The 24,146-nt window shown below is 72.6% G+C and carries 18 protein-coding genes, 1 tRNA gene and 1 riboswitch; of the genes, 6 read left to right on the forward strand and 13 right to left on the reverse strand.

The features are described 5' to 3' along the window. The first annotated feature begins 598 nt into the window (after positions 1–598). The 4 genes from ACFO3J_RS05485 to ACFO3J_RS05500 all read left to right on the forward strand — a co-directional run bounded on the left by ACFO3J_RS05485 (position 599) and on the right by ACFO3J_RS05500 (position 4,761). Positions 599–1,567, forward strand: a complete 969-nt coding sequence (locus tag ACFO3J_RS05485; protein ID WP_386426640.1) for an amino acid ABC transporter permease — start codon at positions 599–601, stop codon at positions 1,565–1,567. Continuing rightward, the gene (locus ACFO3J_RS05490) at positions 1,564–2,340 is read left to right on the forward strand and encodes an amino acid ABC transporter ATP-binding protein (RefSeq protein ID WP_386426642.1); all 777 of its coding nucleotides are present in this window, start codon (positions 1,564–1,566) and stop codon (positions 2,338–2,340) included. Before ACFO3J_RS05485 ends, ACFO3J_RS05490 begins: the two co-directional genes overlap by 4 nt. A gap of 141 nt (positions 2,341–2,481) precedes the next feature. Continuing rightward, positions 2,482–3,498, forward strand: a complete 1,017-nt coding sequence (locus ACFO3J_RS05495) for an ABC transporter substrate-binding protein (protein WP_386426644.1) — start codon at positions 2,482–2,484, stop codon at positions 3,496–3,498. A gap of 57 nt (positions 3,499–3,555) precedes the next feature. Then, positions 3,556–4,761, forward strand: coding sequence for an MFS transporter (locus tag ACFO3J_RS05500; RefSeq protein ID WP_386426645.1), 1,206 nt, complete (start codon positions 3,556–3,558; stop codon positions 4,759–4,761). A 39-nt stretch (positions 4,762–4,800) separates the two neighbouring features. On the opposite strand, the gene ACFO3J_RS05505 is transcribed toward ACFO3J_RS05500, so the two are convergent. From ACFO3J_RS05505 to ACFO3J_RS05545, 9 genes are all read right to left on the reverse strand, one after another. Further along, entirely contained in the window at positions 4,801–5,355 is a 555-nt protein-coding gene (locus ACFO3J_RS05505) for a GNAT family N-acetyltransferase (RefSeq protein WP_386426646.1), read from the reverse strand. Beyond that, on the reverse strand, positions 5,352–6,488 hold the full coding sequence (locus tag ACFO3J_RS05510; protein WP_386426648.1) for an LLM class flavin-dependent oxidoreductase: 1,137 nt from the start codon (positions 6,486–6,488) through the stop codon (positions 5,352–5,354). Before ACFO3J_RS05510 ends, ACFO3J_RS05505 begins: the two co-directional genes overlap by 4 nt. A gap of 48 nt (positions 6,489–6,536) precedes the next feature. Continuing rightward, positions 6,537–8,243 (reverse strand): dipeptide ABC transporter ATP-binding protein, encoded by a 1,707-nt coding sequence (locus tag ACFO3J_RS05515; RefSeq protein ID WP_386426649.1) that lies wholly within the window; start codon positions 8,241–8,243, stop codon positions 6,537–6,539. Then, positions 8,236–9,225, reverse strand: a complete 990-nt coding sequence (locus tag ACFO3J_RS05520; RefSeq protein WP_386426651.1) for an ABC transporter permease — start codon at positions 9,223–9,225, stop codon at positions 8,236–8,238. Before ACFO3J_RS05520 ends, ACFO3J_RS05515 begins: the two co-directional genes overlap by 8 nt. After that, positions 9,226–10,305, reverse strand: coding sequence for an ABC transporter permease (locus tag ACFO3J_RS05525; RefSeq protein WP_386426652.1), 1,080 nt, complete (start codon positions 10,303–10,305; stop codon positions 9,226–9,228). It abuts the gene before it with no gap. Beyond that, positions 10,302–11,942, reverse strand: a complete 1,641-nt coding sequence (locus ACFO3J_RS05530; protein ID WP_386426654.1) for an ABC transporter substrate-binding protein — start codon at positions 11,940–11,942, stop codon at positions 10,302–10,304. Before ACFO3J_RS05530 ends, ACFO3J_RS05525 begins: the two co-directional genes overlap by 4 nt. Positions 11,943–12,143: 201 nt before the next feature. Then, a complete protein-coding gene (locus tag ACFO3J_RS05535; RefSeq protein WP_386426656.1) occupies positions 12,144–12,272 on the reverse strand; it encodes a putative leader peptide in 129 nt (42 codons plus the stop codon). A gap of 33 nt (positions 12,273–12,305) precedes the next feature. Further along, a riboswitch (SAM riboswitch) is annotated at positions 12,306–12,413 on the reverse strand. Between the two features lie 115 nt (positions 12,414–12,528). Next, positions 12,529–12,613: transfer RNA gene (locus tag ACFO3J_RS05540), tRNA-Leu, on the reverse strand. Positions 12,614–12,745: 132 nt separating this feature from the next. Next, positions 12,746–13,093, reverse strand: a complete 348-nt coding sequence (locus ACFO3J_RS05545) for a chorismate mutase (protein WP_386426658.1) — start codon at positions 13,091–13,093, stop codon at positions 12,746–12,748. A 114-nt stretch (positions 13,094–13,207) separates the two neighbouring features. Between ACFO3J_RS05545 and fdhD the strand changes: the two genes are divergently transcribed. Then, positions 13,208–14,062 (forward strand): formate dehydrogenase accessory sulfurtransferase FdhD, encoded by an 855-nt coding sequence (fdhD, locus tag ACFO3J_RS05550; protein ID WP_386426660.1) that lies wholly within the window; start codon positions 13,208–13,210, stop codon positions 14,060–14,062. A 64-nt stretch (positions 14,063–14,126) separates the two neighbouring features. Here fdhD and ACFO3J_RS05555 read toward each other — a convergent pair whose 3' ends face one another. Continuing rightward, positions 14,127–14,690 carry a DinB family protein gene (locus ACFO3J_RS05555; RefSeq protein WP_386426662.1) on the reverse strand — a complete coding sequence of 188 codons (564 nt, stop codon included), beginning with the start codon at positions 14,688–14,690 and terminating at the stop codon, positions 14,127–14,129. 321 nt (positions 14,691–15,011) lie between these two features. Here ACFO3J_RS05555 and ACFO3J_RS05560 point away from each other — a divergent pair, with 321 nt between their 5' ends. Further along, positions 15,012–16,838, forward strand: a complete 1,827-nt coding sequence (locus ACFO3J_RS05560) for an AMP-dependent synthetase/ligase (protein WP_386426663.1) — start codon at positions 15,012–15,014, stop codon at positions 16,836–16,838. A gap of 7 nt (positions 16,839–16,845) precedes the next feature. Here ACFO3J_RS05560 and ACFO3J_RS05565 read toward each other — a convergent pair whose 3' ends face one another. Genes ACFO3J_RS05565 through ACFO3J_RS05575 form a run of 3 tightly spaced genes read right to left on the reverse strand, consistent with a single transcriptional unit; the run spans position 16,846 to position 24,136 of the window. Further along, the gene (locus ACFO3J_RS05565; protein ID WP_386426664.1) at positions 16,846–18,897 is read right to left on the reverse strand and encodes a metallophosphoesterase; all 2,052 of its coding nucleotides are present in this window, start codon (positions 18,895–18,897) and stop codon (positions 16,846–16,848) included. After that, a complete protein-coding gene (locus ACFO3J_RS05570) occupies positions 18,894–23,432 on the reverse strand; it encodes an FtsK/SpoIIIE domain-containing protein (protein ID WP_386426666.1) in 4,539 nt (1,512 codons plus the stop codon). Before ACFO3J_RS05570 ends, ACFO3J_RS05565 begins: the two co-directional genes overlap by 4 nt. Continuing rightward, positions 23,432–24,136, reverse strand: a complete 705-nt coding sequence (locus ACFO3J_RS05575) for an SLATT domain-containing protein (RefSeq protein ID WP_386426667.1) — start codon at positions 24,134–24,136, stop codon at positions 23,432–23,434. Before ACFO3J_RS05575 ends, ACFO3J_RS05570 begins: the two co-directional genes overlap by 1 nt. Between the last annotated feature and the right edge of the window lie 10 nt (positions 24,137–24,146).

Genomic DNA, 24,146 nt, shown 5'->3' on the forward strand with positions numbered 1-24,146 from the left:
CCCCGCGCCCGCGCCCACCGCTTTTCCCGGGCCCCGCGCGGGGCATCCCGGGAGACAAAAGGCTCTTTCGGCCTCGCACTGTTGCGTGCGTATGAACATCCTCGCCACAGCCGGGCGGTGCGGGCGACCGGCATGACATGGTTCTCCGAGTTCGTCTGCTTTACCGCGCGGAACGATGTCGCGCGGGTCCGAAAGGCGACCGGTCGGCGCGCCGGCAGCGGTGCGGCCCGGACGGTGAGCCGGCTGATGGACATGTGCCCGATGTGAGGCCCCGCGGGGCGTGACGAGGTGGAGGCGGCGATGTACGCAGGTCCGGGGATGGCTGCTTGGCGGCGGCACGGCCGCGCGGCGGCGTACCTGAACCTGTGCGTCGACCTGCTCCGTGTGAACAGCGCGCTGTGTACCGCCGGCGGCGACCCGCGGCGGAGCTGACCGCTTCCGCCTGACGCCGCCCCGTTCTCCGGGGCGGCCGGTAGTTCCGCGGCCCTCCGCCCCGCGAGGGCCGGTCGCCCGATCCCGCACCGATCCCATGCCGTGGCCGACGTGGGTACCGCCGCCGCCTCGGTGGCCATGGCGCACAGATTTCCGGAGCCCTCTCATGAGTGAAGACCTCGGCACTGTCGTGTCTGCCGACACGACAGTGCCGCCCAGACCCCCCTCGGCGCAGTCCGTGCTTCCGCTGCGCCACCCCGGCCGGTGGCTGGCCACCGCCGTCGTGCTGGTGCTGGTCGCCCAGGCCGCCCACGGCCTGGTCACCAACCGCTTCTACCAGTGGGACCGGTTCGGGTACTGGTTCGTGCGCCCGGTGATCACCGACGGTCTGTTCATCACGCTGGAGGTGACCGCCTACAGCGCCGTGCTCGGGCTGCTGGGCGGCATCGTGCTCGCGCTGTGCAGGCTGTCCCGCAATCCCGTTCTGCGGGCGGTGAGTTGGCTCTACATCTGGCTGTTCCGCTCGGTGCCGCTGATCGTGCTGCTGCTGTTCCTCTACAACTTCAGCGCGCTCTACCACACGTTGAGCGTCGGTGTTCCGTTCGGACCGGCGTTCGCCCGGTTCGACGAGTCGCGGCTGGCCACCGACATGGTGGTGGCCGTCGTCGGGCTGAGCCTCAACGAGGCGGCGTACGCGGCCGAGGTGGTGCGGGCCGGCATCCTCTCGGTCGACCAGGGCCAGCACGAGGCGGCCGCCGCGCTCGGCCTGCCCAAGCGCTACCAGTTCGCCCGCATCGTGTTCCCGCAGGCCCTGCGCGCCATCATCCCGTCGTATGTGAACCAGCTGATCGGCCTGGTGAAGAGCAGCTCGCTGGTCTTCTACGTATCCCTGCTCGACCTGTTCGGCTCGGTGCAGAGCATGGGCAGCACCTACCCGGGGGACATCGTGCCGCTGCTCCTGGTGGCCACCACCTGGTATGTCGTCCTCACCAGCATCGTCTCCGTCGTGCAGTTCTACGTCGAGCGGTACTACTCGCGCGGCGCCCTGCGCACGGTGCCGCCGACTCCGCTGCAGAAGCTGCGGGCGGGCCTGCGAGACCTGCGCGCCCGGGTGCAGAGGGAGGCGGCGCTGTGACCGCCCCGACGCGCTCCGCCGCGGTCGAGGTCCATGACGTGCACAAGTGGTACGGCGCGAACCGGGTACTGCGAGGCGTCAGCCTGACGGTGCGGCCCAGCGAGGTCATGGTGATCCTCGGGCCGTCCGGTTCCGGCAAGTCCACCCTGCTGCGGGTCATCAACCATCTGGAGAAGCCGGAAGTCGGATACGTCAGCCTGGACGGCGAGCTGATCGGCGTACGCCGGCAGGGCGAGCGGCTCAAGGAGCTGAGCGAGCGGGCCATCCTCGGCCAGCGCACCCGGATCGGCTTCGTCTTCCAGAACTTCAACCTCTTCCCGCACATGACCGTGCTGGCCAATGTGGCGGCCGCCCCCGCGGCCACCGGTCTGCTGCGCAAGGCCGAGGCGGAGGAGCTGGCGCGCACGCTGATCGCCCGGGTGGGTCTGGCCGACAAGACCGACGCCTATCCGCGGCAGTTGTCCGGTGGTCAGCAGCAGCGGGTGGCCATCGCCCGTGCCCTCGCGCTGCGGCCCGAGGTCATCCTGCTGGACGAACCGACCTCGGCGCTGGACCCCGAACTGGTCGGCGAGGTGCTGTCCGTCATCAAGGACGTGGCGCGCGGCGGCACCACGCTGGTCGTCGTCACCCACGAGATCGGCTTCGCCCGCGAAGTCGCCGACCGGGTGGTCTTCATGGACGGCGGCCTGATCGTCGAGCAGGGTTCACCGGCCGAGGTGCTGGACAACCCCCGGCACCAGCGCACCCGGGAGTTCCTGAGCAAGGTGCTCTGAACCTCCGCGCGGCCGACCCGGCCGTCCCGCCGGCCTCCGGCCGACCGGGTGCTTCACCCACCCCACGTTCCATCGCCCTTCCCCACCATCACCCCTGCGCGGCCGTCCCGGCTCGCGCACCCTCACTCGAGAAGGACAGCCATGCCCAGCTTCCGCAGCAGGCTCATCCAAGGCCTCACCGCGAGCACCGCCGTCGCCGCCCTCGCCTCCGGACTGGCCGCTTGTGGAGGCGACAGCAGCGCGTCCACCTCGTCCGCCGCCGGGTCCGGAGTGGTGACCGTCGGCGCGTTGTCCAACGGCGCCGCCGTGCAGACCGACCTCAAGGTCTCCGAGGTGGCGTCCCTGCACGCCGAACTACCACCGGCCGTGGCCAAGAGAGGCAAGCTGGTCATCGGTATCGGCGCGCTGCCGACCGGATCGGCGCCGCTGAACTACATCGGCAGCGACCAGAAGACGATCACCGGCGTCGAGCCCGATTTCGGGCGTCTGGTGGCGGCGGTCCTGGGTCTCAAGCCCGTGGTGACGAACGCGACCTGGGACAACCTCTTCGTCGGCATCGACAGTGGCAAGACCGATGTCGGTTTCTCCAACATCACCGACACCGAGGAGCGCAAGAAGAAATACGACTTCGCGTCCTACCGGCAGGACAACCTCGCCTTCGAGGTATTGGGCAGCAACGCCTGGAACTTCGACGGCAACTATCTGAACCTCGCCGGCAAGACGGTCGCGGTCGGCGCCGGCACGAATCAGGAGAAGATCCTCCTGGAATGGCAGACGAAGCTCAAAGCGCAGGGGAAGAACCTGACCGTGAAGTACTACCCCGACAACAACAGCACCTATCTGGCGCTGTCCGCCGGGAAGATCGACGCCTTCTTCGGCCCCAATCCCAGCATCGCCTATCACGTCATCCAGGACGCCAAGACGACCAACCCGACCCGCAACGCCGGTAAGTTCTCCGGTGCCGGGGCGTCACTGCAGGGTCTGATCGCCGCCACCACCAAGAAGGACAGCGGACTGGTCAAGCCGGTCGCCGACGCGATCAACTACCTCATCAAGAACGGTCAGTACGCGAAGTGGCTGGCCGCCTGGAACCTGTCCAACGAGGCGGTCAGCACCTCCGAGATCAACCCGCCCGGGCTGCCGATCACCAACTCCTGACCCGCCACCGACCAGGCGCGGGGCCCCGCTGACCGCCCCGCGCCGGAGACCGGACCCGTGACCCCGTCCGTGACAGCCGTCCACCGCCCGCCGCCCGCCACCGTGCGGCGGCGGGCGGTGGCGGGCACGATGACCGCCGCGTTCGGCGGCTTCGCGAGCTTCAACCTGCTGCTGTCCGCGGTGCCCGCGTACGCGGTGCGCAACGGCGCGGGGCCGGTCGGCGCCGGGGCGGTGACCGGTGTGCTGATGGCCACCACCATGGTCGTACAGCCCCTGACACCGCGGCTGTTCGCCCGGCTCGGCCGGCGGCGGTCCCTCGCGCTGGCCGGCGCGCTGCTCGGGCTCCCCTGCCTGGTGATGCTGTTCCCGGCCGCGTCCGGTCTCGCGCCGGTGATCGCCTCGACCGCGGTGCGCGGGCTCGGCTTCGGCGTCTTCGTGGTCGCCGGGGTGACCTTCACCGCCGAGTTGTTCCCGCCGAGCGCCCGGGGCCGCGCGATCGGCTGGTACGGCGCGGTGGTCGGCGCGGCCGGCATCCTCGGCGCGCCCCTCGGCCTCACCCTGGCCCGGCAGGGCGCCTACCCGGGCGACTTCGTGCTCGCCGCGGCCACCGCCGCGCTGGTCGTGGCCGGCTCGCTCGGTTTCCCCCAAGGGCCGCCCGCCGCCGCCGCGCCGGCCGACATCGCCGCGCCGGCCGGCCGCCGGACCCGGCCCGTACGGGGCGCGCTGCGGCCGCTGGCGGGTCCGCTGCTGGTCGAGGGCGCCACCACCATCGCGTACGGCGTCGTCTTCACCTTCCTGCCGCTGACCGCCTCCGCGGCGCCGGGCGCGCTGCTGGCCGCCCAGGTCGCCTCGCTGCTCGCCCGGCTCGGCTCGGGGCGGCTGGTCGACCGCCACGGCGGCCGTCGGGTGCTGGGCCCCGCCGTGCTGACCGCCGCGCTCGGCGCCGCCGCCGGAGCGGCGCCGCATCACCCCGCGATCGTGCTGGCCGGCAGCGCGCTGTTCGGAGCGGGCTTCGGTGTCATCCAGAACGCCACCTTGGTGCTCATCATGCGGGCGGCGGGCGACACTCCGGCCGGGCTCGGCCTGGCCAGCGTGTCGTGGAACCTCGCCTTCGACGGCGGCACCGGCCTCGGCGCCCTCGCGGGCGGCCCGCTGCTCGCGCTCGGCGGCCCGGCGGCGCTCTTCCCGGCCACCGCGGCCCTGCTGGCCGCCTCCTTGCTGGCGGGCAGGACCAGGGCGGCCGGCGTCGGAGCCGTACCGTGACGGCGGCCCGGCCGGCTCAGGGCCCGGTCACGGTGGCGTTCACGGCTTCCTCCCGAAGTCGACGCGCGGGGTGGGCCTGAAATCCTCCGGACGGACCGGCGCCTGCCCGGGCAGCGGCTTGGCGAAGGGCAGCGGGCCGCCGAGCGACTCCGGATCGGCGGCCAGGTCGAACAGCGCGGTGTAACCGGCCGCCAGGTACAGCCCCTTGGCCTCGGGCTGGCGCGGCCCGGTGGTGAGGTAGACCCGCCGGTAGCCGGCCGCCGCGGCGGCCTGTTCCAGCTCGGCGACCACCCGCCGGGCCAGGCCCTCGCGGCGGTGCGCGCCGTGCGTCCAGATCCGCTTGAGTTCCGCCGTCTGCTCGTCGTAGCGGCGGTAGGCGCCCCCGGCGACGGGCTCACCGGCCCGCAGCAGCAGGAGCAGCAGCCCGCCGTGCCGCGGCTCGAACTCCTCGGCGGGATAGCGGGCCATCTCCCGGCCGACCGCGTTCAGTGCGGGGTAGCGGGCGGTGTACTCGTCCTGGAGCCCGCGCAGCAGCGGCTGGACGAGGGGATCGGTCAGCGCCGCCGCACGTACCTCGTCGACCGGCGTCGTCACCGCAGCGCCCCCTCGAAGGGGGCCGGGTCGGCCGCCGCGGCGGCGGCCTTGGCGGCGTCGCGTCTGGCGACCTCCTCGCGGACCAGCGGGATGACATGGCGGCCGAAGTCGATGGCGTCGCCGAGCAGGTCGTAGCCGCGGGCGGAGATGATGTCCACGCCGAGGTCGTAGTAGTCCAGCAGGGCCGCGGCCACCGTCTCGGGGGTGCCGACCAGGGCGTTGGAGTTGCCGGCGCCGCCGGTCGCGGCGGCGGTCGGCGTCCACAGCGCGCGGTCGTAGCGCTCGCCCCGGCCGGCGATGGCGACCAGCCGCTGCGAGCCGGCGTTCTCCGGTTCCTGCCCGCCGCGGCGGCTCCATGCCCCCGACGCGCGGCGCTCCTTGATGGCGGCGACCGTGCGGTAGGCCTTCTCCCAGGCCAGTTCCTCGGTGGCGGCGATGATCGGACGGAAGGCGACCTGGATCCGGGGCGGCCGGCTGCGCCCGGCGGCGCTCGCGGCCGCCTTCACCGCTTCGATCTGCTGGGCGGTCTGCGCCAGCGGCTCGCCCCACAGGGCGTAGATGTCGGCGACGGCGCCGCCCGCGGCGTAGGCGGCCGGGGAGGAGCCGCCGAAGGAGATGTCGGGGCTGGGCTGCTGCACCGGGAAGACGTCGGCGACGAAGTCGGCGAACCGGAAGTGGTCCCCCTGGTGGTCGAACGCCTCGTGCTCGGTCCAGACCCGCCGCACGATCTCGATGTACTCGCGGGTACGGGTGTAGCGCTCGTCCTTGGTCAGGAAGTCGCCCTCGCGCTGCTGCTCGTGGTCGTTGCCGCCCGTGATGAAGTGGACGGTGAGCCGGCCGTCGCTGATCTGGTCCAGCGTGGCGAACTCCTTGGCGGCGAAGGTCGGGTAGGAGACATTGGGCCGGTGCGCCAGCAGGATCTGCAGCCTGCTGGTGTTCGCCGCGATGTAGGCGGCGGCCGTGCCCGGTTCGGGCGAGCCGGAGCCGTAGGCGAACAGGACGCGGTCCCAGCCGTGGTCCTCGTGCGCCCGGGCCAGCCTGAGGGTGTAGTCCTTGTCGAAGGATCCCGCGCTGCGCGGGGTGGTCTCCGAGCCGTCGTTGGTGGCGGCGATACCGAGGAATTCGACGGGCATGGTGGAGCCTTTCTGTACGGCGTCGGTCAGGTGGGGCGGCGGGATCGGTCACGGTCCCGGGGAGCCCCGGTCGAGCGCGGTCAGGTTCTTGCGGCGGGCCTGCCGCTCGGGGTCGGGGAGCGGCAGCGAGCTGATCAGCCGCCGGGTGTAGTCGGCCCGGGGGGAACCGAGTACCTCGGCCGTCGTGCCGCTCTCGACGATCCGCCCGCGGTGCAGGACGGCCACCCGGTCGGCGACCTGCTCGATCACGGCCAGGTCGTGGCTGATGAACAGGGCGGCGAAGCTGCGTTCGCGCTGCAGTTCGGCGAAGAGTTCCAGCACCCTGGCCTGGACGGACACGTCCAGGGCCGAGGTGGGCTCGTCGGCGATCACCAGTGCGGGACGCAGGGCCAGTGCCCGGGCCAGCCCGGCGCGCTGCCGCTCCCCGCCGCTGAGTTCGTGCGGGTAGCGGGCGCCGTGGCCGCGCGGCAGGCGCACCGAGTCGAGCAGCGACTCGACCTCGGCCCTTACCGCCCGGGCTTCGAGGTCCCGCCGGTGGACGGTCAGGGGTTCGCCGACGGATTCGGCGATGGTCAGCAGCGGGTTGAAGCTGGTCGCCGGGTCCTGGAAGACGAAGCCGATCTGCCCGGCCCTGCTGCCGGCCGTGGCGCGCCGTAGCCGGCGCCGCCCCCGGCCGGTGCCCAGCGGTTCGCCGAGTACGGTGAGCAGGCCGGCGCTGACGCCGGTCAGTCCGGCCACCGCGCGGCCGATCGTGGTCTTGCCCGATCCGCTCTCCCCGACCAGGCCGAGCACTTCGCCGGGGCGGATCTCGAAGCCGACCCCGTCCACCGCGCGGAAGGACGAGCCGCCCAGCCGCCCCGGGTATTCGACGACCAGCCCGGTGGCTTCGACCACGGGCGCCTGCCCCGCGCCGTCCGCGCCCGGCGCGGGCCGGGCGCGCGCGGTCGCGGGATTGCCGAAGTCCGGGACCGCGGACAGCAGTTCGCGGGTGTAGGGGTGCGTGGGCGCGGCGAACAGCCGGCGGACGGGCGCGTTCTCCACGATCCGGCCCTGTCGCATCACCGCGACCCGGTCGGCGAGGTCGGCGACCACGCCCATGTTGTGGGTGATCAGCAGGACGGCCGCGCCGAAGTCGGTACGGCAGCGGTGCAGCAGTTCCAGGATCTCGGCCTGCACGGTGACGTCGAGCGCGGTGGTCGGCTCGTCGGCGATGATGAGCCGGGTGCCCAGGGCGAGGGCCATGGCGATGACGGCACGCTGCTTCTGCCCGCCGGACAGCTGGTGCGGGTAGTGGTCCACCCGCCGCTCGGGCTCGGGGATGCCGACCCGGTCGAGCATCTCGACGGCCAGTGCGCGGCGCTCGGCGCGGGTGCCCCGCCCGTGGGCCCGCAGTCCCTCGGCGAGCTGCCAGCCGATGGTGAACACCGGGTTCAGCGCGGTGGACGGCTCCTGGAAGACCATCGCCGCGCGGGTGCCCCGCAGGGCCCGCAGCCGGCCGGCCGGGGCGGTGAGCACATCCTCGGCCGGGTCCGTCTCGCCGTCCCCCAGCAGCACCCGGCCGCTGGTGGCGGCGGTCGGGGGCAGCAGCCCGAGGACCGACTTGGCGGTCACGGTCTTGCCGCTGCCGCTCTCGCCGACCAGGGCGAGCACCTCACCGGGCTCGACCGACAGGCTGACCCCCTGGACGGCGGGCGCCGGTCCGGCGTCGGTGCTGAAGGAGATGTGCAGGTCCTCGATCCGCAGCAGGTCAGTCATGGACGGCGCCTCCGTCCGGGGTCGGCGCGGCGCCGGCGCGCGCCGGGCCGCGGCGGCGCAGCCGCGGGTTGGCCAGATCGGTGAGGCTCTCGCCGAGCAGGGTGGTCCCCAGCACGGTGAGGACGATCGCCAGGCCCGGCGGCAGCGCGGTCCACCAGATGCCCGAAGTGACGTCCGCCACCGACCGGTTGAGGTCGTAGCCCCATTCCGCGGCGGAGTTGGGCTCGATACCGAAGCCCAGGAAGCCCAGGCCGGCCAGGGTGAGGATGGCCTCCGAGGCGTTGATAGTGAAGATCAGCGGCAGTGTGCGCAGCGAGTTCCGCAGCACATGCCGGGTCATGATCCGCCAGGTGCCGGTGCCGATGACCCGGGCGGCCTCGACGAACGCCTCGGACTTCAGCCGGGTCGCCTCGGCGCGCACCACCCGGAAGTACTGCGGGACGAAGGCCACCGCCACCGAGCAGGCCGCCGAACTCAAGCCCCCGACCAGGCTCGACTGCCCGCCGCTGATCACGATCGACATGATGATGGCCAGCAGCAGCGAGGGGAACGCGTACATCGCGTCGGCCGCGCCGACCAGCAGCCGGTCCAGCCAGCCGCCGAGATAGCCGGAGACCAGGCCGAGCAGGACCCCGGCGAAGACCGAGAGCACCAGCGCGCCGACGATGATCTCCAGCGCCGTCCTGCTGCCCCACAGGGTCCGGGACAGCACGTCGTAGCCGGCGATGGTGGTGCCCAGCGGATGAGCGCCGCTGGGGTGCTGCTGCGATCCGAACAGCCGCCCGCCGCTTTGCAGTTGGGCGTATCCGTAGGGCGCGAGCAAGGGGGCGGACAGCGCGGCCAGCACGAAGATCCCGGTCAGGACCGTGCCGGTGAGCAGCATCGCGCGCTGCAGCCCGGCGACGCCGCGCAGCCGGCCCGGCAGGGGGCTCCGGTGTCGGCGCGGCGCGGCGGCCGGCCGGTCGAGAAGGTCGTCGGCCACTCAGTACCTCACCCGGGGGTCGATCAGCGCCGCCGCGATGTCGACGAGGAAGTTGGTCAGCGCGACGACGACAGCGAACAGGGCCACGATCCCCTGCACCGCGGCGTAGTCACGCACCGTCAGATAGTGCGCCAGTTCATAGCCGAGGCCCTTCCACTCGAAGGTGGTCTCGGTCAGCACGGCGCCGCCCAGCAGCCCGGCGACCTGGAGTCCCAGCACCGTGACCACCGGGATCAGCGCCGGGCGGGTCGCGTGCCGGGTCACCAGCCGGAAGCGGCCCACGCCGCGGGAGCGGGCGGCCTCGATGTAGTCGGCGGACAGGGTGCCGATCAGATTCGTCCGGACCAGCCGCAGCAGTACCCCGGCGACGAGCAGCCCGAGGGTGATGCCGGGCAGCACCGCGTGCCGCAGTACGTCGGCCACCGCGGACCCGTCGCCGCTGCGGATCGCGTCGATCAGATACACGCCCGTGCTGCTGGTCTGATTCCCCAGTTCGAGCTGGACGCCGATACTGGACCGCCCGGAGACCGGCAGCCAGCCGAGCCGGACCGCGAAGACGAGTTTCAGCAGCAGCCCCAGGAAGAAGACCGGGGTCGCGTAGTTCAGGATCGCGAACAGCCGCAGCGCCGCGTCGGGAGCCCGGTCCCGGTAGGCCGCGGCGACCATGCCGAGCGGCACACCGACCGCCAGCGCGACGATCATGGCGTAGCCGGCCAGTTCGACGGTCGCCGCGCCATAGGTGCGCAGCACCTGCGACACCGCCTGGTTGTCGGTGGCGGTCCGGCCGAAGTCCCCGCCCGCCAGCGCGCGCAGATACTCCAGGTACTGGGTGAGCAACGGCCGGTCGTAGCCCGCCTGGTGGAGTTTGGCGTGCAGCTGCGAGGGAGTGAGCCGGTCGCCGAAGGCGGTGGTGATCGGGTCTCCGGTGGCGTGCATCAGGAAGAAGACCACGCTGACCAGGACCAGCACCGTGGGGATCATGAGAAGGAAGCGGATCACCAGATAGCGCAGGAGTCCGTTCCCGGTGGCGCCGCCGGACCGGCCGACGGCGCCGGGAGCCTCCTGGATGAGGGCGCTCATTTCTTCGCGAGCTCCGCCCAGCGGAACTGGTAGGCGCTGTCCAGCTCGGCCGGCACGCCGCTGACCGAACTGCGGGTGACGATCGCGGTGGAGCCCTGCAGCAGCGGCAGCAGCGGCACGGTGGCCGCGACCTTGTTCTGCACCTGCTCGATCACCGCGGTGCGGTCGGCCGGATCGGTGTCGGTCTCCTCCTTCTTGATCAGCGCGAGTACGGCGGGATCGGCGTATCCGTTGTTCACCCAGCTGTTGGCCGCGTAGAAGGAGGCGAGATAGTCGTCGGCGTCCAGATAGTCGGCGTACCAGCCGAGTTGGTAGAGCGGATACAGATCGGCGACGCGGTCGGTGCCGTACTGCGCCCACTCGGTGGACTGCAGCTTGACCTTGAACAGCCCGGTGGCTTCGAGCTGGGTCTTGATCAGGGCGTACTCGTCGGCCGAGGACGAGCCGTAGTGGTCGGTGTTGTACTGCAGGCTGAGGGTGACCGGTGTGCTGACCCCGGCCGCCGACAGGACCTTGGCCGCCGCGGCCTTGTCCGGACCGCCGTGCTGGTCGCCGTAGAGCGCCTTGAGCGAAGGGGTGGCGCCGGTGATGCCGTCCGGGACGGAGGTGTACAGCGGCTGGAAGGTGTTCTTGTAGACCTGCGAGGCGAGTTGCGCCCGGTCGACGGAGTCGGCGACCGCCTGCCGGACCGCGAGCGCCTTGGCGGGGTCGGCCTGCTTGGTGGCCGAACCGTAGGGCTGGGTCTTGAAGTTGAAGACGATGAACCGGATGCCGTTGCCGGAACCGGTGTGTACGACGATCCCGCTCTTGGTGGAGAGGTCCTGCAGGTCGGTGACGGTCAGCGTGCGGTAGACCGCGTCGATGGCGCCCTGCTGCACATCGAGCTTCAAGTTGCTGGCGTCGGTGTAGTACTTCAGCTGGACGTGCGCGGTCTTCGGGGTGCCGAGCAGTCCCCGGTAGGCGCTGTTGGCGGTGAAGGAGACCAGCGAGTTCTTGTCGTAGCTGTCGACCGCGTAGGGGCCGTTCCACGGCTTGGCGGCCACCACGGCGGTGTCGTCCAGGATCTTGTCCGCGGGGAAGACCTGTTCGTCGGCGATGTAGCCGGCGTTGGTGGACAGGACTTGCGGAAATAAGGTGTCGTTGGCCGACTTGAGGGTGAAGACGACCGTGGTGGGGTCCGGGGCCGCGGTCGAGGCGAGGTTGTAGAGCAGCGAGGCCGGGCCGTTCTTGTCGGCGATCCTGAGCTGCCGGTCGAAGCTGAACTTCACGTCGGACGACGTCAGATCATGCCCGTTGGCGAATTTCAGGCCCGCCTTCAGGGTGACGGTGTACTCCTTGGGCCCGGTCAGCTCGATCGCCGAGGCGAGGTCCGGCGCCACCTCCGACGAGCCGTTCTTGGCGCTGAGCAGCGTGGCGTACACCTCGCTCTCGATCGTTCCCGATCCGGCGTCCCAGGACCCGGCCGGGTCCAGGCTGGTCACCTGGTCGGTGGTGCCGATGGTGAGGGACGCGGCCGAAGTCCCGGCGGGAGTGCCGTCGTTCTTCGCGCTGGTGCAGGCGGTCAGGGCCACCAGCGCCGCCGTGCCGAGGGACAGGGCGGCGAGGCCGTGCCGGACAGGTCTGAGCTGACGGGGCATCAGGTTCTCGTTTCCGGGTAAGGGAGGGACGCGAGCGCGCCGGGCAGGGTGCGGGGCGTCGCGACGGAGGATCACTCGGCGGGTCGGCGGCACTGCCGACCGGTCGTCACCTGGGACAGAGCGAACCGCGCACCGTCGACCGGGCGACGTGGCGGTGAGATGGGGGTGAGGGTGGGGGTGGAACGGAGTGCGGGTCCGGTCTCAGCGGACCGGGCACGGCCTCGGACACAGGGCGCTGCTCACCCGGAGCAGATCGACGTGCCGGCGCACGACATGCAGCTCGAAGGACCCGTACGGGTGGAACGTGCTGTCGGAGCATCTCTTGCGCACGTGATCACCCCCGTGTTCATCCGGCCCCGCGGGGCCTCGCGCTTACAGGACGTCGTCCTGTCGGGTCGTCACCTGGAGCACCCCACCGCGATGGAGGGTTGCCGGTCAGCAAACCAGGGTTTCACGCTGACGCTCATAACCGGGGATCACGCTAACCGCTCGACGGCATTTAGACAATGGTGCCGAGCTGGCCGGGAAGTGTCCTCGGCCCTGCCGGCGGGGGGAAAACGAAACACCCCCGCACGGGGAAAAACTGTGTCCGAGGGGGGACTTGAACCCCCACGCCCGGTAAAGGGCACTAGCACCTCAAGCTAGCGCGTCTGCCATTCCGCCACCCGGACCAGGTAGCCCGCCGCGACCCTGAAGTCGCGGTGGCAGGGACACGATACCAAGGATTGACGGCGGTCCTCACCTGGGATTCCGGCGCCCGGGCAAGGGGATCGGGCGCGGGGTGCGGGAAGGGACGGCCCGGGTCAGGAGGGGTCGGCGGGGCGCGGGCGGGCGGCGATGGCGCGGTGGTGGCGCACGACCTCGTCGATGATGAAGTTGAGGAACTTCTCGGCGAAGGCGGGATCGAGGCGCGCGTCCATGGCCAGCCGGCGCAGACGGGCGATCTGGTCCGCCTCACGGGCCGGGTCGGCGGGCGGCAGGTGGTGGGCCGCCTTGAGCTCGCCGACCTCCTGGGTGCACTTGAAGCGCTCGGCGAGAAGGTGGACGAGAGCGGCGTCAAGGTTGTCGATGCTGCCGCGCAGGGCCCGCAGCTTCTCCAGTGCCTGCTCGTCGCCCATCAAGGTGCCCTCGGCGCTCGGCTGGTCGTTCATCTCGCTCTGCCATTCTGGTGAGTCGGTGGGTACCGCTGCGCGGCCCACCTCACCCTATGACACGCTGCTGTGACGGCAGCGACCGCACAGTGAGACGACCGGGGCTGGTGAGACATGGGACGAGTCACCGAACGGCGGCGTGTACTGCGGATCAGGGACGGTGCCGCCGGGCACCGGGCGGACACGCTGGTGGCCGAGGAGCCGCTGGAAATCCGCCTGAACGGGCGTCCGTTGGCCATCACTATGCGTACTCCGGGTGATGACTTCGCACTGGCGGTCGGTTTCCTGGTGAGCGAGGGGGTGCTGGCGGCGGCCGACGAGGTGACATCGGTGGTGTACTGCGCCGGCGCGACCTCCGACGGGACGAACACGTACAACGTGGTGGATGTCACGCTGGCGCCCGGAGTGCCGATGCCGGACATCACACTGGAGCGCAACGTCTACACCACCTCCTCCTGCGGGCTGTGCGGCAAGGCCAGCCTGGACGCGGTGCGCACCGCCACCCGGCTGCCGATCGCCGAACCCACCGGCCGCTGGCTCACCCCGGCGCTGCTGGCGACGCTGCCCGACCGGCTGCGGTCGGCGCAGGCCGTCTTCGACCGGACCGGCGGCCTGCACGCCGCCGCGCTCTTCACTGCCGGGGGCGAACTGCTCGACGTCAAGGAGGACGTGGGGCGGCACAACGCGGTGGACAAGCTGGTGGGGCGGGCGCTGCGGGACGGTCTGCTGCCGCTGGCCGACCGCATTCTGATGGTGTCCGGGCGGGCCTCCTTCGAGCTGGCGCAGAAAGCGGTGATGGCCGGCATCCCCGTGCTGGCCGCCGTGTCGGCGCCGTCCTCACTCGCGGTGGACCTGGCCGCCGAGTCCGGTCTCACCCTGGTCGGCTTCCTGCGGGGCAGCTCGATGAACGTCTACGCGGGCGAGAGCCGGATCGCGCTGCCGGCCGCGCAGACCGAACCGGCGGGCTGAGCGGGCTGAGCGGGCCGGCGGCCGACCGGGCGGGCGGGCCGCGAGTGGACGGCGGGTGCGGCGGTCAGCGGCCCGCCGCCCCGTCGTGCAGCTCGCGGAGGATGTCGGCGTGGCCGGCGTGCCGCCCCGTCTCCTCGATCATGTGCACCAGGATCCAGCGCATCGACGGCGGGGCGGTCTCGCGCAGCGAGCGCGCGCCGGGCCGCCCGAGGTCGTCGCAGCCGGCGATCACCGTGTCGGCCCGGCGGATCGCGTCCCGGTAGGCGGCGACCACGCCCGCGACGGTCTCGCCCTCGGCCGGCGTGGCGTCGTCGTCCCAGCGCTCGCGGTCGGGGCCTTCGTACGCCCAGACGAACCAGTTGAGTTCGACCGCGGCGAGATGCCGGACCAGGCCCAGCAGACTGGTCCCGGACGGTACGGCCGGGGTGCGCGCGGCGGCGTCGGGGACGTCCTCGACCTTGCGGACGACGGCTTCGCGCAGGTAACCGAGGAAGGTCAGCAGGGTCGCCTTCTCATCGGCCTCGACCTCCGGCGGGCGCAGGTCGGCGGTCCCCGGCCCGGCCGGTGACGGGTCGGGCGCACGCGTCGCGGTCCCGGTCGGCTCGATCGTTCGGCTCATGTCGGTCATCACGCCACGCTACCGGGGCGGCGGCCCGCCGCGCCCGCCGCCCGGCGAGCACCGGGGCCCCGGTGACCACGGCGCTCACGGCGGGGGCCGGTCATGGGCCGGATGGAGCGACCGTGACCGGGCGGCGCAGATTTCGTGCAGATCCGTGACCGCCCGCCGGCCCCCGGCGCGCCGGGAGGCGCCGCGGCCCCTTGTCAGGCCCGGGATGCGCGACTCACCAGTACAAACGTCCGAAAAATCGGTTACCACCGCACCTCTCCCGCTGACTCCGGAGATCGGATACCTTACGGGCCCCGCGGGAGTCCCCTAGGAGAACACCAGTTGCGTCAGTTCACTGTTCCCCCACTGGTCACGGCACCACAGGCAGGAGGCTTGGCGGACGCCGTGTTCGGCAACGCGTCGCAGAGCCCGGACGCCGTAGTGCTCTGCCGCGCGGACGGACAGGGCGGCTGGGTCGATGTGACGGCGTCCGAGTTCCGCGATCAGGTCCTCGCGGTGGCCAAGGGGCTGCTGGCGCAGGGTGTGCGGTTCGGTGACCGGGTGGCGCTGATGTCGCGCACCCGCTACGAGTGGACGCTGTTCGACTTCGCACTGTGGGCGGTCGGCGCCCAGTCCGTGCCGGTCTACCCGACGTCCTCCTCCGACCAGGTGCGGTGGATGCTGCACGACTCGGGCGCAGTCGCCGCGATCGTGGAGCACGAGGACCACGCGATGACGATCGGCGCCGCCGTGGACGAGCTGCCGCGGCTGACCCGGCTGTGGCAGCTGGACGCGGACTGCGTGGCCGAGTTGTCCGAGGCCGGCCGGCATCTGGGCGACGACGTGGTGGAGCGGCACCGGCTGGCGGTGACCCCGGACGCGATCGCGACCGTCATCTACACCTCGGGCACCACCGGGCGGCCCAAGGGCTGTGTGATCACCCACGGCAATTTCATGGCCGAGACCGACAATGTGGTGGCCCGCTGGGAGCCGGTCTTCGCCGACAAGCCGAGCGAGGTGCCGTCCACCTTGCTGTTCCTGCCGCTGGCCCATGTCTTCGGCCGCATGGTGGAGGTGGCCTGCGTACGGCACCGCATCCGGCTGGCCCACCAGCCGAGCATGGTCGCCGCCGATCTGATGCGGGACTTCGCCTCCTTGCGGCCCACTTTCGTGCTGGCGGTGCCGTACGTCTTCGAGAAGGTCTTCCAGGCCGCCCGCCACAAGGCCGAGGCGGGCGGACGGCTCGCGGTGTTCGACAAGGCGGTGGAGGTCGCGGTCCGGCACGCGGAGGCGACCGAGGCGCGGGCGTTCGACACCGGGCCCGGGCCCAGCCCTTCGCTGCGGATGCAGCACCAGCTCTACGACAAGCTCGTCTACAGCAAGGTGCGCGACGCGCTCGGCGGCCGCATCCGGCACGGCATCTCGGGCGGCTCGGCGATGGAACGCCGGCTGGGCCTGTTCTTCTGCGGCGCCGGCGTCACCATCTACGAGGGCTACGGCCTCACCGAGTCCACCGCGGCGGCCACCGCGAACCCGCCGGAGCAGACCCGGTTCGGCACCGTCGGTCTGCCGGTGCCGGGCACCACGGTGCTGATCGCGGACGACGGGGAGATCTGGCTGAGCGGCGGCCAGATCTTCGGCGGCTACCTCAACGACGAGAAGGCCGGCGGCGAAGTGCTGCGGGACGGCTGGCTGGCCACCGGCGACCTCGGCGAGCTCGACGAGGACGGCTATCTGACCATCACCGGCCGCAAGAAGGAGATCCTGGTCACCAGCGGCGGCAAGAGCGTCTCCCCCGGCCGGCTGGAGGACCGGGTACGGGCCCACCCGCTGGTCGCGCAGTGCATAGCCGTCGGCAACAACCGCCCGTATGTGGCGGCGCTGGTCACCTTGGACCACGAGGCGGTGACGCACTGGCTGACGATGCGCGGCAAGCCGGCCATGACCCCGGCGGAGCTGGTCGGGGACCACGAGCTGGAGAGCGAGATCCGCCGCGCGGTGGTGGCCGCCAACACCCTGGTCTCGAAGGCCGAGTCGATCCGCACCTTCCGCATCCTGCCCGCGCAGTTCACCGAGGCGCACGGCACCCTCACCCCGTCGCTGAAACTGAAGCGGCGGGCGATCGAGAGCGCGTTCGCGTCCGAGGTCGAGGCGCTGTACGGCGCCTGACGGACCGTCAGCTGTCGTCCTCGGGGCCGGCCGCCCTCCCCGGAGCCCAGCGGTCCTGGCACAGCTCGCGGACGGTCCGCTCCCGCGCGGCGCCCGGCCGGAAGCCGTACGGCGGCTCGGACGCGGTCCAGGTGCCGCCGTCCAGCCGGACGGTACGCAGCGCGAAGGCGTGGGCACCACCCTCCCGGGCCACGAACAGCTCGTTGTAGCCGTTGCGTTCCTCGGTCTCGCTGGTGGCGAGCGCGGGCGCGCCGGCGATCCGCATGGTCCACGGCGGGTCGAGGCCGAGGATGCGTTCGGCGGCGGCGAAGGCGAGGTGGGTGTGGCCGTGCAGGACGAGCGCGGTCTCGGCGGCGGACAGCGCGCGCTTGACCTGGCCCGCGTTGACGATCCCGGAGTACGGCGCCACTTCGACGGTCGGCACCGGTGACGGCGGGTGGTGCAGGGCGGCCACCGTGACGTAGCCGGTCTCGGCGGCCAGCCGGTCCAGGACACCGCGGGCCACCAGACCGGGGTCGAGGTGGTCCGGCTCGGGCAGTGGTTGGCCGGATGCGGGGTGCTCGGGCTGGGGGTGCTCGGGCTCGGAGTGCTCGGGCTCGGAGCGGTCAGGGCTCACGGTGGGCGCCCGCCCCGGCTCCGGGTCCGGGACCCCCCGGTCCTCACCGCCCGACTCGGCGGTGCCGAGCAGGGCGAACCGCAGTCCGACCTCGGGGAAGGTGATGTAGAGCCGCCGGGCGCCAGGATCGGCCTCGTGCAGATCGGGGTGCGGGTAGTCCCTGAAGGTGTCGGCGAACCACTGGTGCCGGGCCTGCGGCGACGGGTCCCGCACCAGATTCCAGGACACGTCGTGATTGCCGCCGACCAGCAGGACGCGCGGGGTGCCGGCCGGCAGATCGCGGTGGTCGGCCAGCAGCTGTTCCAGCGCGCGCAGCCAGACCAGGGCCTGCTCGCCGTTCTCGTCCAGCGGGCGGTCCACCACGTCGCCGGTGACGACCACCAGGTGCGGGGCGCGGCCGTGCTCGGCCAGCTGCCGTACGTGCTGGAGGTAGCTGTCCATCGGGCTGCCCGCGCCGGTCTTGGTGGCGATCGCCAGGGCGCCGGGGGCCTTGTCCTTGACATCGACGTTCTTCCGCATGCTGCCGCCGTGGTGCAGGTCGGAGATGTGGTGGATCCGCAGCACCTCCGGCAGGTGGTGGGCGAGCACCGGGTCCTGGGCCAACCGCAGGCGCTCGGTGAGGCCGTCCGGCGGGAGTTCGGCTGCGGGTCCGGTCAGCCCCGCGTCCCGCCAGCGCCCGGCCCGCAGCCGGGCCCGGTGCTCGGGCGCCAGGCCGTTGTGGAACCACTGCTCGATGTAGACATGGTGGCCGCCGAGAGCCTCCTCCGCCGCGGCTCGCAGCAGCGCGGCCGGATCGTCCAGCCGGCCGGGCCGCTCCTCGGCGCTCCGCAGGGCGAGTTCGAGCAGGAAGGGGGTGTGCAGCCAGGCGGGTTCGTGCTCGCCCAGCCAATGGATCAGTGCCGGGGCCCAGTCGGGGGCGCGGGCCGCCATCCGGGCCTGCTCCACGGCGTCCAGCGGTGGCGCCGACCGTACGTCCTTCGGGCCGTCGGGGCCCAAATGGGCGATGAGCAGGTCGTGTTCGGCGGGGGTGGCGAGGACCACGGCGGTGCCGCCCGCCCGGTGCACCCGGTCCAGGCACTCGGCGAGCCCGGCCGCCTCCAGGCCCCCGGCCGCCAGCGCGGGCTCGTCCACGATCAGCAAGCCGCCCGCCCGCACCGGGAGTTCGGCGGCCGGGTCGGTCAGCCAGGGGAATCTGGCGGCCCGGATCGCCGGGGTGGCCGCCCGCAGGTCGACCAGCGTGGTGGTGCCCGGCGGCCGGGCGTGGGCGATGCCCCTGGCCAGCCAGGTCTTGCCCGCCCGGCGCGGCATGACCACCAGCCAGGCCGCGCTGTTGGGCGGGCTGGCGTCGAGCAGCGGCCGGACCCAGCCGGGCGCCGCCCACCCCTCCCCCAGCCTGATGTCCAGCGCGGGATCGTAGGCCTGGCTGGGCCGGAAGGCGTTCATCCGGACATTCCTCCGTCACGCAGCGAGTTCTCGTTCCTGGCGATCCACTCCAGCAGTGGCGGATCGTGCAGCCATACCTCGCCCGGCCCCAGCAGCCCGACCTCGCGCAGCTCTTGGCGCTGCGCCGGAGAGGGCGCGGCGGGCAGTTCGCCGGGGGCGGAGAGCAGCGCGGCCATGCCGGCCCGCCCGATCTCGGCCCAGCGGGCCCTGAAGTGCTGGCTCCATTCGTCGAGCAGCCGGTAGGTGATGAGGTCGCGCAGCGCGGAGGCGCTGGTCAGCGGCGCGAGGTCGTTGTCCTGCACGGCGCGCACCACCGCGTCGCCGACCGCCTGGAGATAGAACGGCCAGGTGCCCACCGATTCCACGATCCGGGCCGCGGTGGTCTCCCGGGGCAGATTGACCCCGAGGTTGGCGGCGGTGCCGGTGAGGAAGTCCAGCGCGTCGCCGACCTTCAGCGGGCCGAGCGAGCGGGCGTTGACGTCGTTGCCGAAGCTCGATCCCGGTACGGTCAGCGCCTGGCGTACGACGGACTGCCAGTCCTTCTCGGTGCCGGTGTAGACCAGCCAGGCGCCCGCCTGGCCGAGGTCGCGCAGCCAGGAGACGGCGGCCGGGGCGTAGCCGGCCAGCCGGCCCACCTCGTCCAGCAGGAACATCAACCGCCCGGCCCCGATGCCGGAGGCGGCCTTGTCCAGCAGCGCCTCGGCGGGCCCGGCCGCGCCGCGTACGCTCCGGTCCAGCAGTACGGCCAGCGCGTCGGGGCTGTCGATCGCGGAGCTGGGCTGCGGTACGACGAGCCGGTGCACCGCCTGGAAGCCGTCGGCGACCAGCCGCCGGTGCAGTTCGTTCAGCACCCAGGACTTGCCCGCGCGCCGCGGCCCGAGCAGCGCCGCCGAGGTGCTGGAGGTGTACCGGTCGCGCAGCCAGGCCAGTACGTCCTCCCGGCCGACCGGGCGGCCGGTGCCCGCGCCGACCCGGAACTGGTCGGCGGCCTTGGGGGTGTCCTCGATCCGGAACGGCCGCCGGGTCTCCGGCACGCCGCTGTCCCGGTCCCGGACCTGCTCGGCGAGCCGGTCCAGCGCGTCGGTCTGCCCCCGGCGGCTGGGACCGCCGTCCAGCAGCGCGACCTGGATCTCGACACCGCTGCCGGGGCGGAAGGCCCGGCCCGGGGTGAGGCTTCTCGGGAGCAGCTCCGGATCGATCACGCCGTGGCGCGAGAGGAGTTCGTACCGCTGCGACGTCTCGGCGGACAGGCCGAGCAGCAACCGGTCCCGCACCGCGAGGTCCCGCCGGACCGGGGAGAACCGCCCGAGTGAGGTGGTGACGACGACCCGTACGCCCACGTCCGCGCCGTCCCGGATCAGCGTCGTCAGGTCGAGCATGAAGTCGGACGTCGAACTGGAGGCCGGCATCAGCTCCCAGTGGTCGACCAGCAGCACCAGATACGGCAACCGCTGGGCGGTCGGCACCGCCTGGCGCTGGGCGGCGAGATCCGCGAAGCCGCCGGCGGCCAGGGTCTGCCGGCGCGTGTAGACGGTGGCGTTCAGGTGGCCGAGCAGCCGCCCGATGCGGTCCGGCTGATTCTGCCCGGCCACCGCTCCGCAGTGCGGCAGCGCGGTCAGGGCCAGCAGGGCGCCGCCGCCGCAGTCGATGCCGAACAGATGGACGTCGGCGGTGCTGTGCTGCCGGGCGACGGCCGCCGCGAAGGTGCGCAGGAATTGGGAGCAGCCCGAGCCGCGGATGCCTTCGACGAACAGCGAGCCGGTGCCGGCCAGGTCGAACAGGGCCGGCTGCGGGGCGAGTTCGTCCAGCGCCTGCTCCCAGCCGTAGGCCACCGGCGCGAGGTCGCGCCCGCCGGCCGGGGCCGGGATCTCGCTCAACGGGACGACGGTCGGCAGCGGCGGGGGCAGCGGTCCGGGCGGGGCGGCCACGCCGAGGTGCCGGGCGGCCGAGGCGACCGCCTCGACCAGCCGGTCCAGGTCGGTGGGTCCGTCCGGGTCCGCGAAGGAAGGGGTCGGGCTCGGTATCGAGCCGTCGGGCATCAGTTCGGCGATCTCCACCCCGTGCGACCGGGCGGTGCCGGGGCCACCGAGCCGGGCGGTCTGCATCTGCGCCAGGTCGTCGGCGCCGGTCCTGACGAAGGCGCGGCCGGGACTGGCCGGGGAGATGCCCAGCGCGTCCGGGGCGTCGATGACGTCCCTGCTGTCGCCGGCGTTGATGACACGCAGGGCGACCCGCAGATTGGTGGCCGCCCTGATGTCCGGAGAGAGCACGCCCGCGGAGCGCTGGGTGGCCAGGACGAGGTGGATGCCGAGCGAGCGGCCCCGGACGGCGGTGGCGACCAGGCCCTCGATCAGGTCGGGCAGTTCACTGGCCAGCGCCGCGAACTCATCGACCACGAAGACCAGTCGGGGCAGCGGCGGCAGGTGCCCGCGCCGGTCGCGCAGCGCCTGGTAGTCGGCGATGTCCCTGGCGCCGTATTCGCTCAGCAGCGACTCCCGGTCGCGCAGCGCCGCCGCCAGCCGGCCCAGGATGCGCCGGGCCTGCTGGCTGTCGAGGTCGGTGATGACGCTGGTGACGTGTGGCAGGGCGGCGAGCCCGCCGAAGGCGCTGCCGCCCTTGTAGTCCACCAGCACGAACAGCATCTCGTCCGGCCGGTTGGCCACCGCGAGCGAGCCGATCCAGGCCCGCAGGAACTCGGACTTGCCCGAGCCGGACGTGCCGGCGACCAGTGCGTGCGGTCCGTCCCTGACCAGGTCGAGTTCGAACGGCTGCCCGCCGGCCAGCCCGACGGCCACTTTGGTGGCGCGCGGCACCACCTCCCAGCGCGTCGCGATCAACTCGGGCTCCGGGTCCGCCAGACCGAGCAGCTCCAGCAGTGGCACCGCCTCGAAGTCCCGGGCCTGCTCCTCGGCCGCCGCGTCGCGCAGCGGCGCGAGCAGTCGGCCGAGCTGCTCGAACCACGGCGGCGCCGGCAGATCGGGGAGGAAAGCGGTCGGCGCGGCGCCCTCGGTCGCGGCCTGGATCGTCCGTTTCTCCAGATCGACGACGGCCGCGCAGCCCGCGGGCAGTTGCTTCGGCTCGGACTCCAGGCAGACCACGTACACGCCTGCGGCCGGTCCCTCCCTGAGCAGCGTCGAGATACCCGGCAGGGTGAGGCGGCGGCGGGCGCCGTCGAGGACGAGCAGCACGCCGGCGCTGCCTCCCGCGCTGTGGCGGCCGCTCCGGCGCCGTTCGGCGACCAGCTTGAGCAGGCGGCCGACCTGGTAAGTCTGCTCGGAGGGGTCGGCGAAGACTCGGGGCGTGTCCCGCTCCTCAGGTCGGGAGACGGGGCGCGGCAGCCACCGCAGCCAGCTCCACCGGGCGGCCCCTTCGGGATCGGTGAGGACCTGGACGGAGAGGTCTTCCGGGCTGTGCAGGACGGCGGCCTGCGCGGCGAACCAGGAGGCGAGCAGGCGCGGTCCCTCGTCCGGACCGGTCACGCCGAGGACACCGAGCTGGGGCATCGACAACCGGGCGGACAGCAGCAGCAGTTGCTCGGCCGGGTAGGACAGCGCCGACCGCCGGACCGGGTCGACGGCGCCCTGGGGGACAGCCATCACGGACAGGCCGCAGCGCAGTGCCAGGAAGTCCGGTTCCGCCGGACGCCGTTCCCACAGTCGGCCGCCGCCCAGGCCCGCGATCGACAGCAACGCCGCCGGGCCCGGGGACGTGTGACGGTCCCCGGTGATCTCCCGGACGGCCGAGCCGATTGCGATCACTTTGCGTACGGACCGAAGCGGGAGGAGCAGCTCGGCAATGAGCTGGCTCGTGTTCCGTGGCGGCGTGTCTGCCGCCCGCGCCCGTCCAGGGGCGGGGATGCCGGTGATCACCTGCTGTCGCGGTGTGCGGCGGACCAGTCGGCTGCCTCCGGGGCCTGCCGCGGCGCCCTCGAACGGAGCGAAGGTCACCGTAGGCGCCGGTGTCCGGTGGAACTCCAGGACGCGGCCGCCCACGAGCAGGGGTTCACCCTCGTTCCACGGCCTCCATCCCGTGACCGGTCGCCCGCCCAGCATCACAGGGCTCCGCCCCGACGCCGAGACGAGCACCGGGCCGTCGGCGGGAACGCGGACGCGGGTGCCCGATTTCGCGGCGATCAGCAGGTCGACCGGGGCTTGTCCCGGAGCCGGGACACGGTAGGGGAAACGGGTCAGGCTCCCCAGGTCCTGTCCAGCGACCGTCAACAGTTCGAAAACGCCGTCCTCTTCCGCTGGTTCACCACGCAGCGGCCCGCCGAACCCGACCCTTACCCCGTCGCGCAGCGGCGAGTCGGCGAGGAGCATGCGGCCCGGCAGCGGCCCGCTCGCCGTATGGAGCGAGGGGGCTCGGCCCAACCGAAGCCTGCCGCCCGTCTCCTGACGGGAAACCGACTGGGGCGGAGCCCCCCACTCCCGCGTGAACCGCACGGCGATCCGTGCCAGCGGTGTCGACTCCGGCGCGGTCAGGGCGATGTCGTGCTCGGTGCCGTCGGGCAGCACCACGGTCAGCAGCCTGCGCATCAGACCCCCTGAGCCCGATCCGCCGCCGGCAGGCTGCCCTGCTCCTGGAGTTGGCGGGTGCGGGCGCTGAACTCGGCCTGCCAGTCGGCCGTCTCGGATTCGATCTCGCTGCGCACCGCGGCGACCAGTCGGCCGATGAGGGCCAACTGCCGCTCGATCTCGGCGGGTTCGAGCGGACCGTGGGTGCGGGCCCCGGCCGGTCCGGCCCGGATGACGTCGGTGGCCCATTCCAGCCGGACCGCGTTGAGTTCACCGCGCAGCGAGTGCGCGACCGCGATGTCGCGCATCCAGGTGGAGGACAGTCCGAAGAAGTGGTCGAAGCCCTTGCAGCCCGCGGCGACGGCGAGCAGCACATAGCCCCAGCCCTGTCCGGAGCCGCCGGCCGCGGCCGTGCCGAGCGGGACGGCGGTGCCGGCCACCGCGAAGGCGATGGCCAGTCCCTGGAGCACCCGGGAGCCGGTGCGCTTGCGCTTCTTGTCGCGCAGATACCAGTCCATGGCGTCCTCGGCGCTCTGCTCGGCCCACGCGCGCAGCCCGGCGAGCGCTTCGCGCTGGGCGGCCGGGTCCTCGGCGCTGATCACCGGGAAGGGCCGCAGCGCGAGGTCCCTGGGGTGTTTGGGACGCCGACCGGTCCGCGGTCCGTTGCCCCCGGTCGTTCCCGTCGCCCCCGCCGGCGCCGCCGCCCGGCCGTCCGGATGTGCCATCGGCCCCCCG

Origin of the sequence: Streptomyces polygonati (assembly GCF_042650325.1) — a bacterium.
Taxonomy (GTDB): Bacteria; Actinomycetota; Actinomycetes; order Streptomycetales; family Streptomycetaceae; genus Actinacidiphila; species Actinacidiphila polygonati.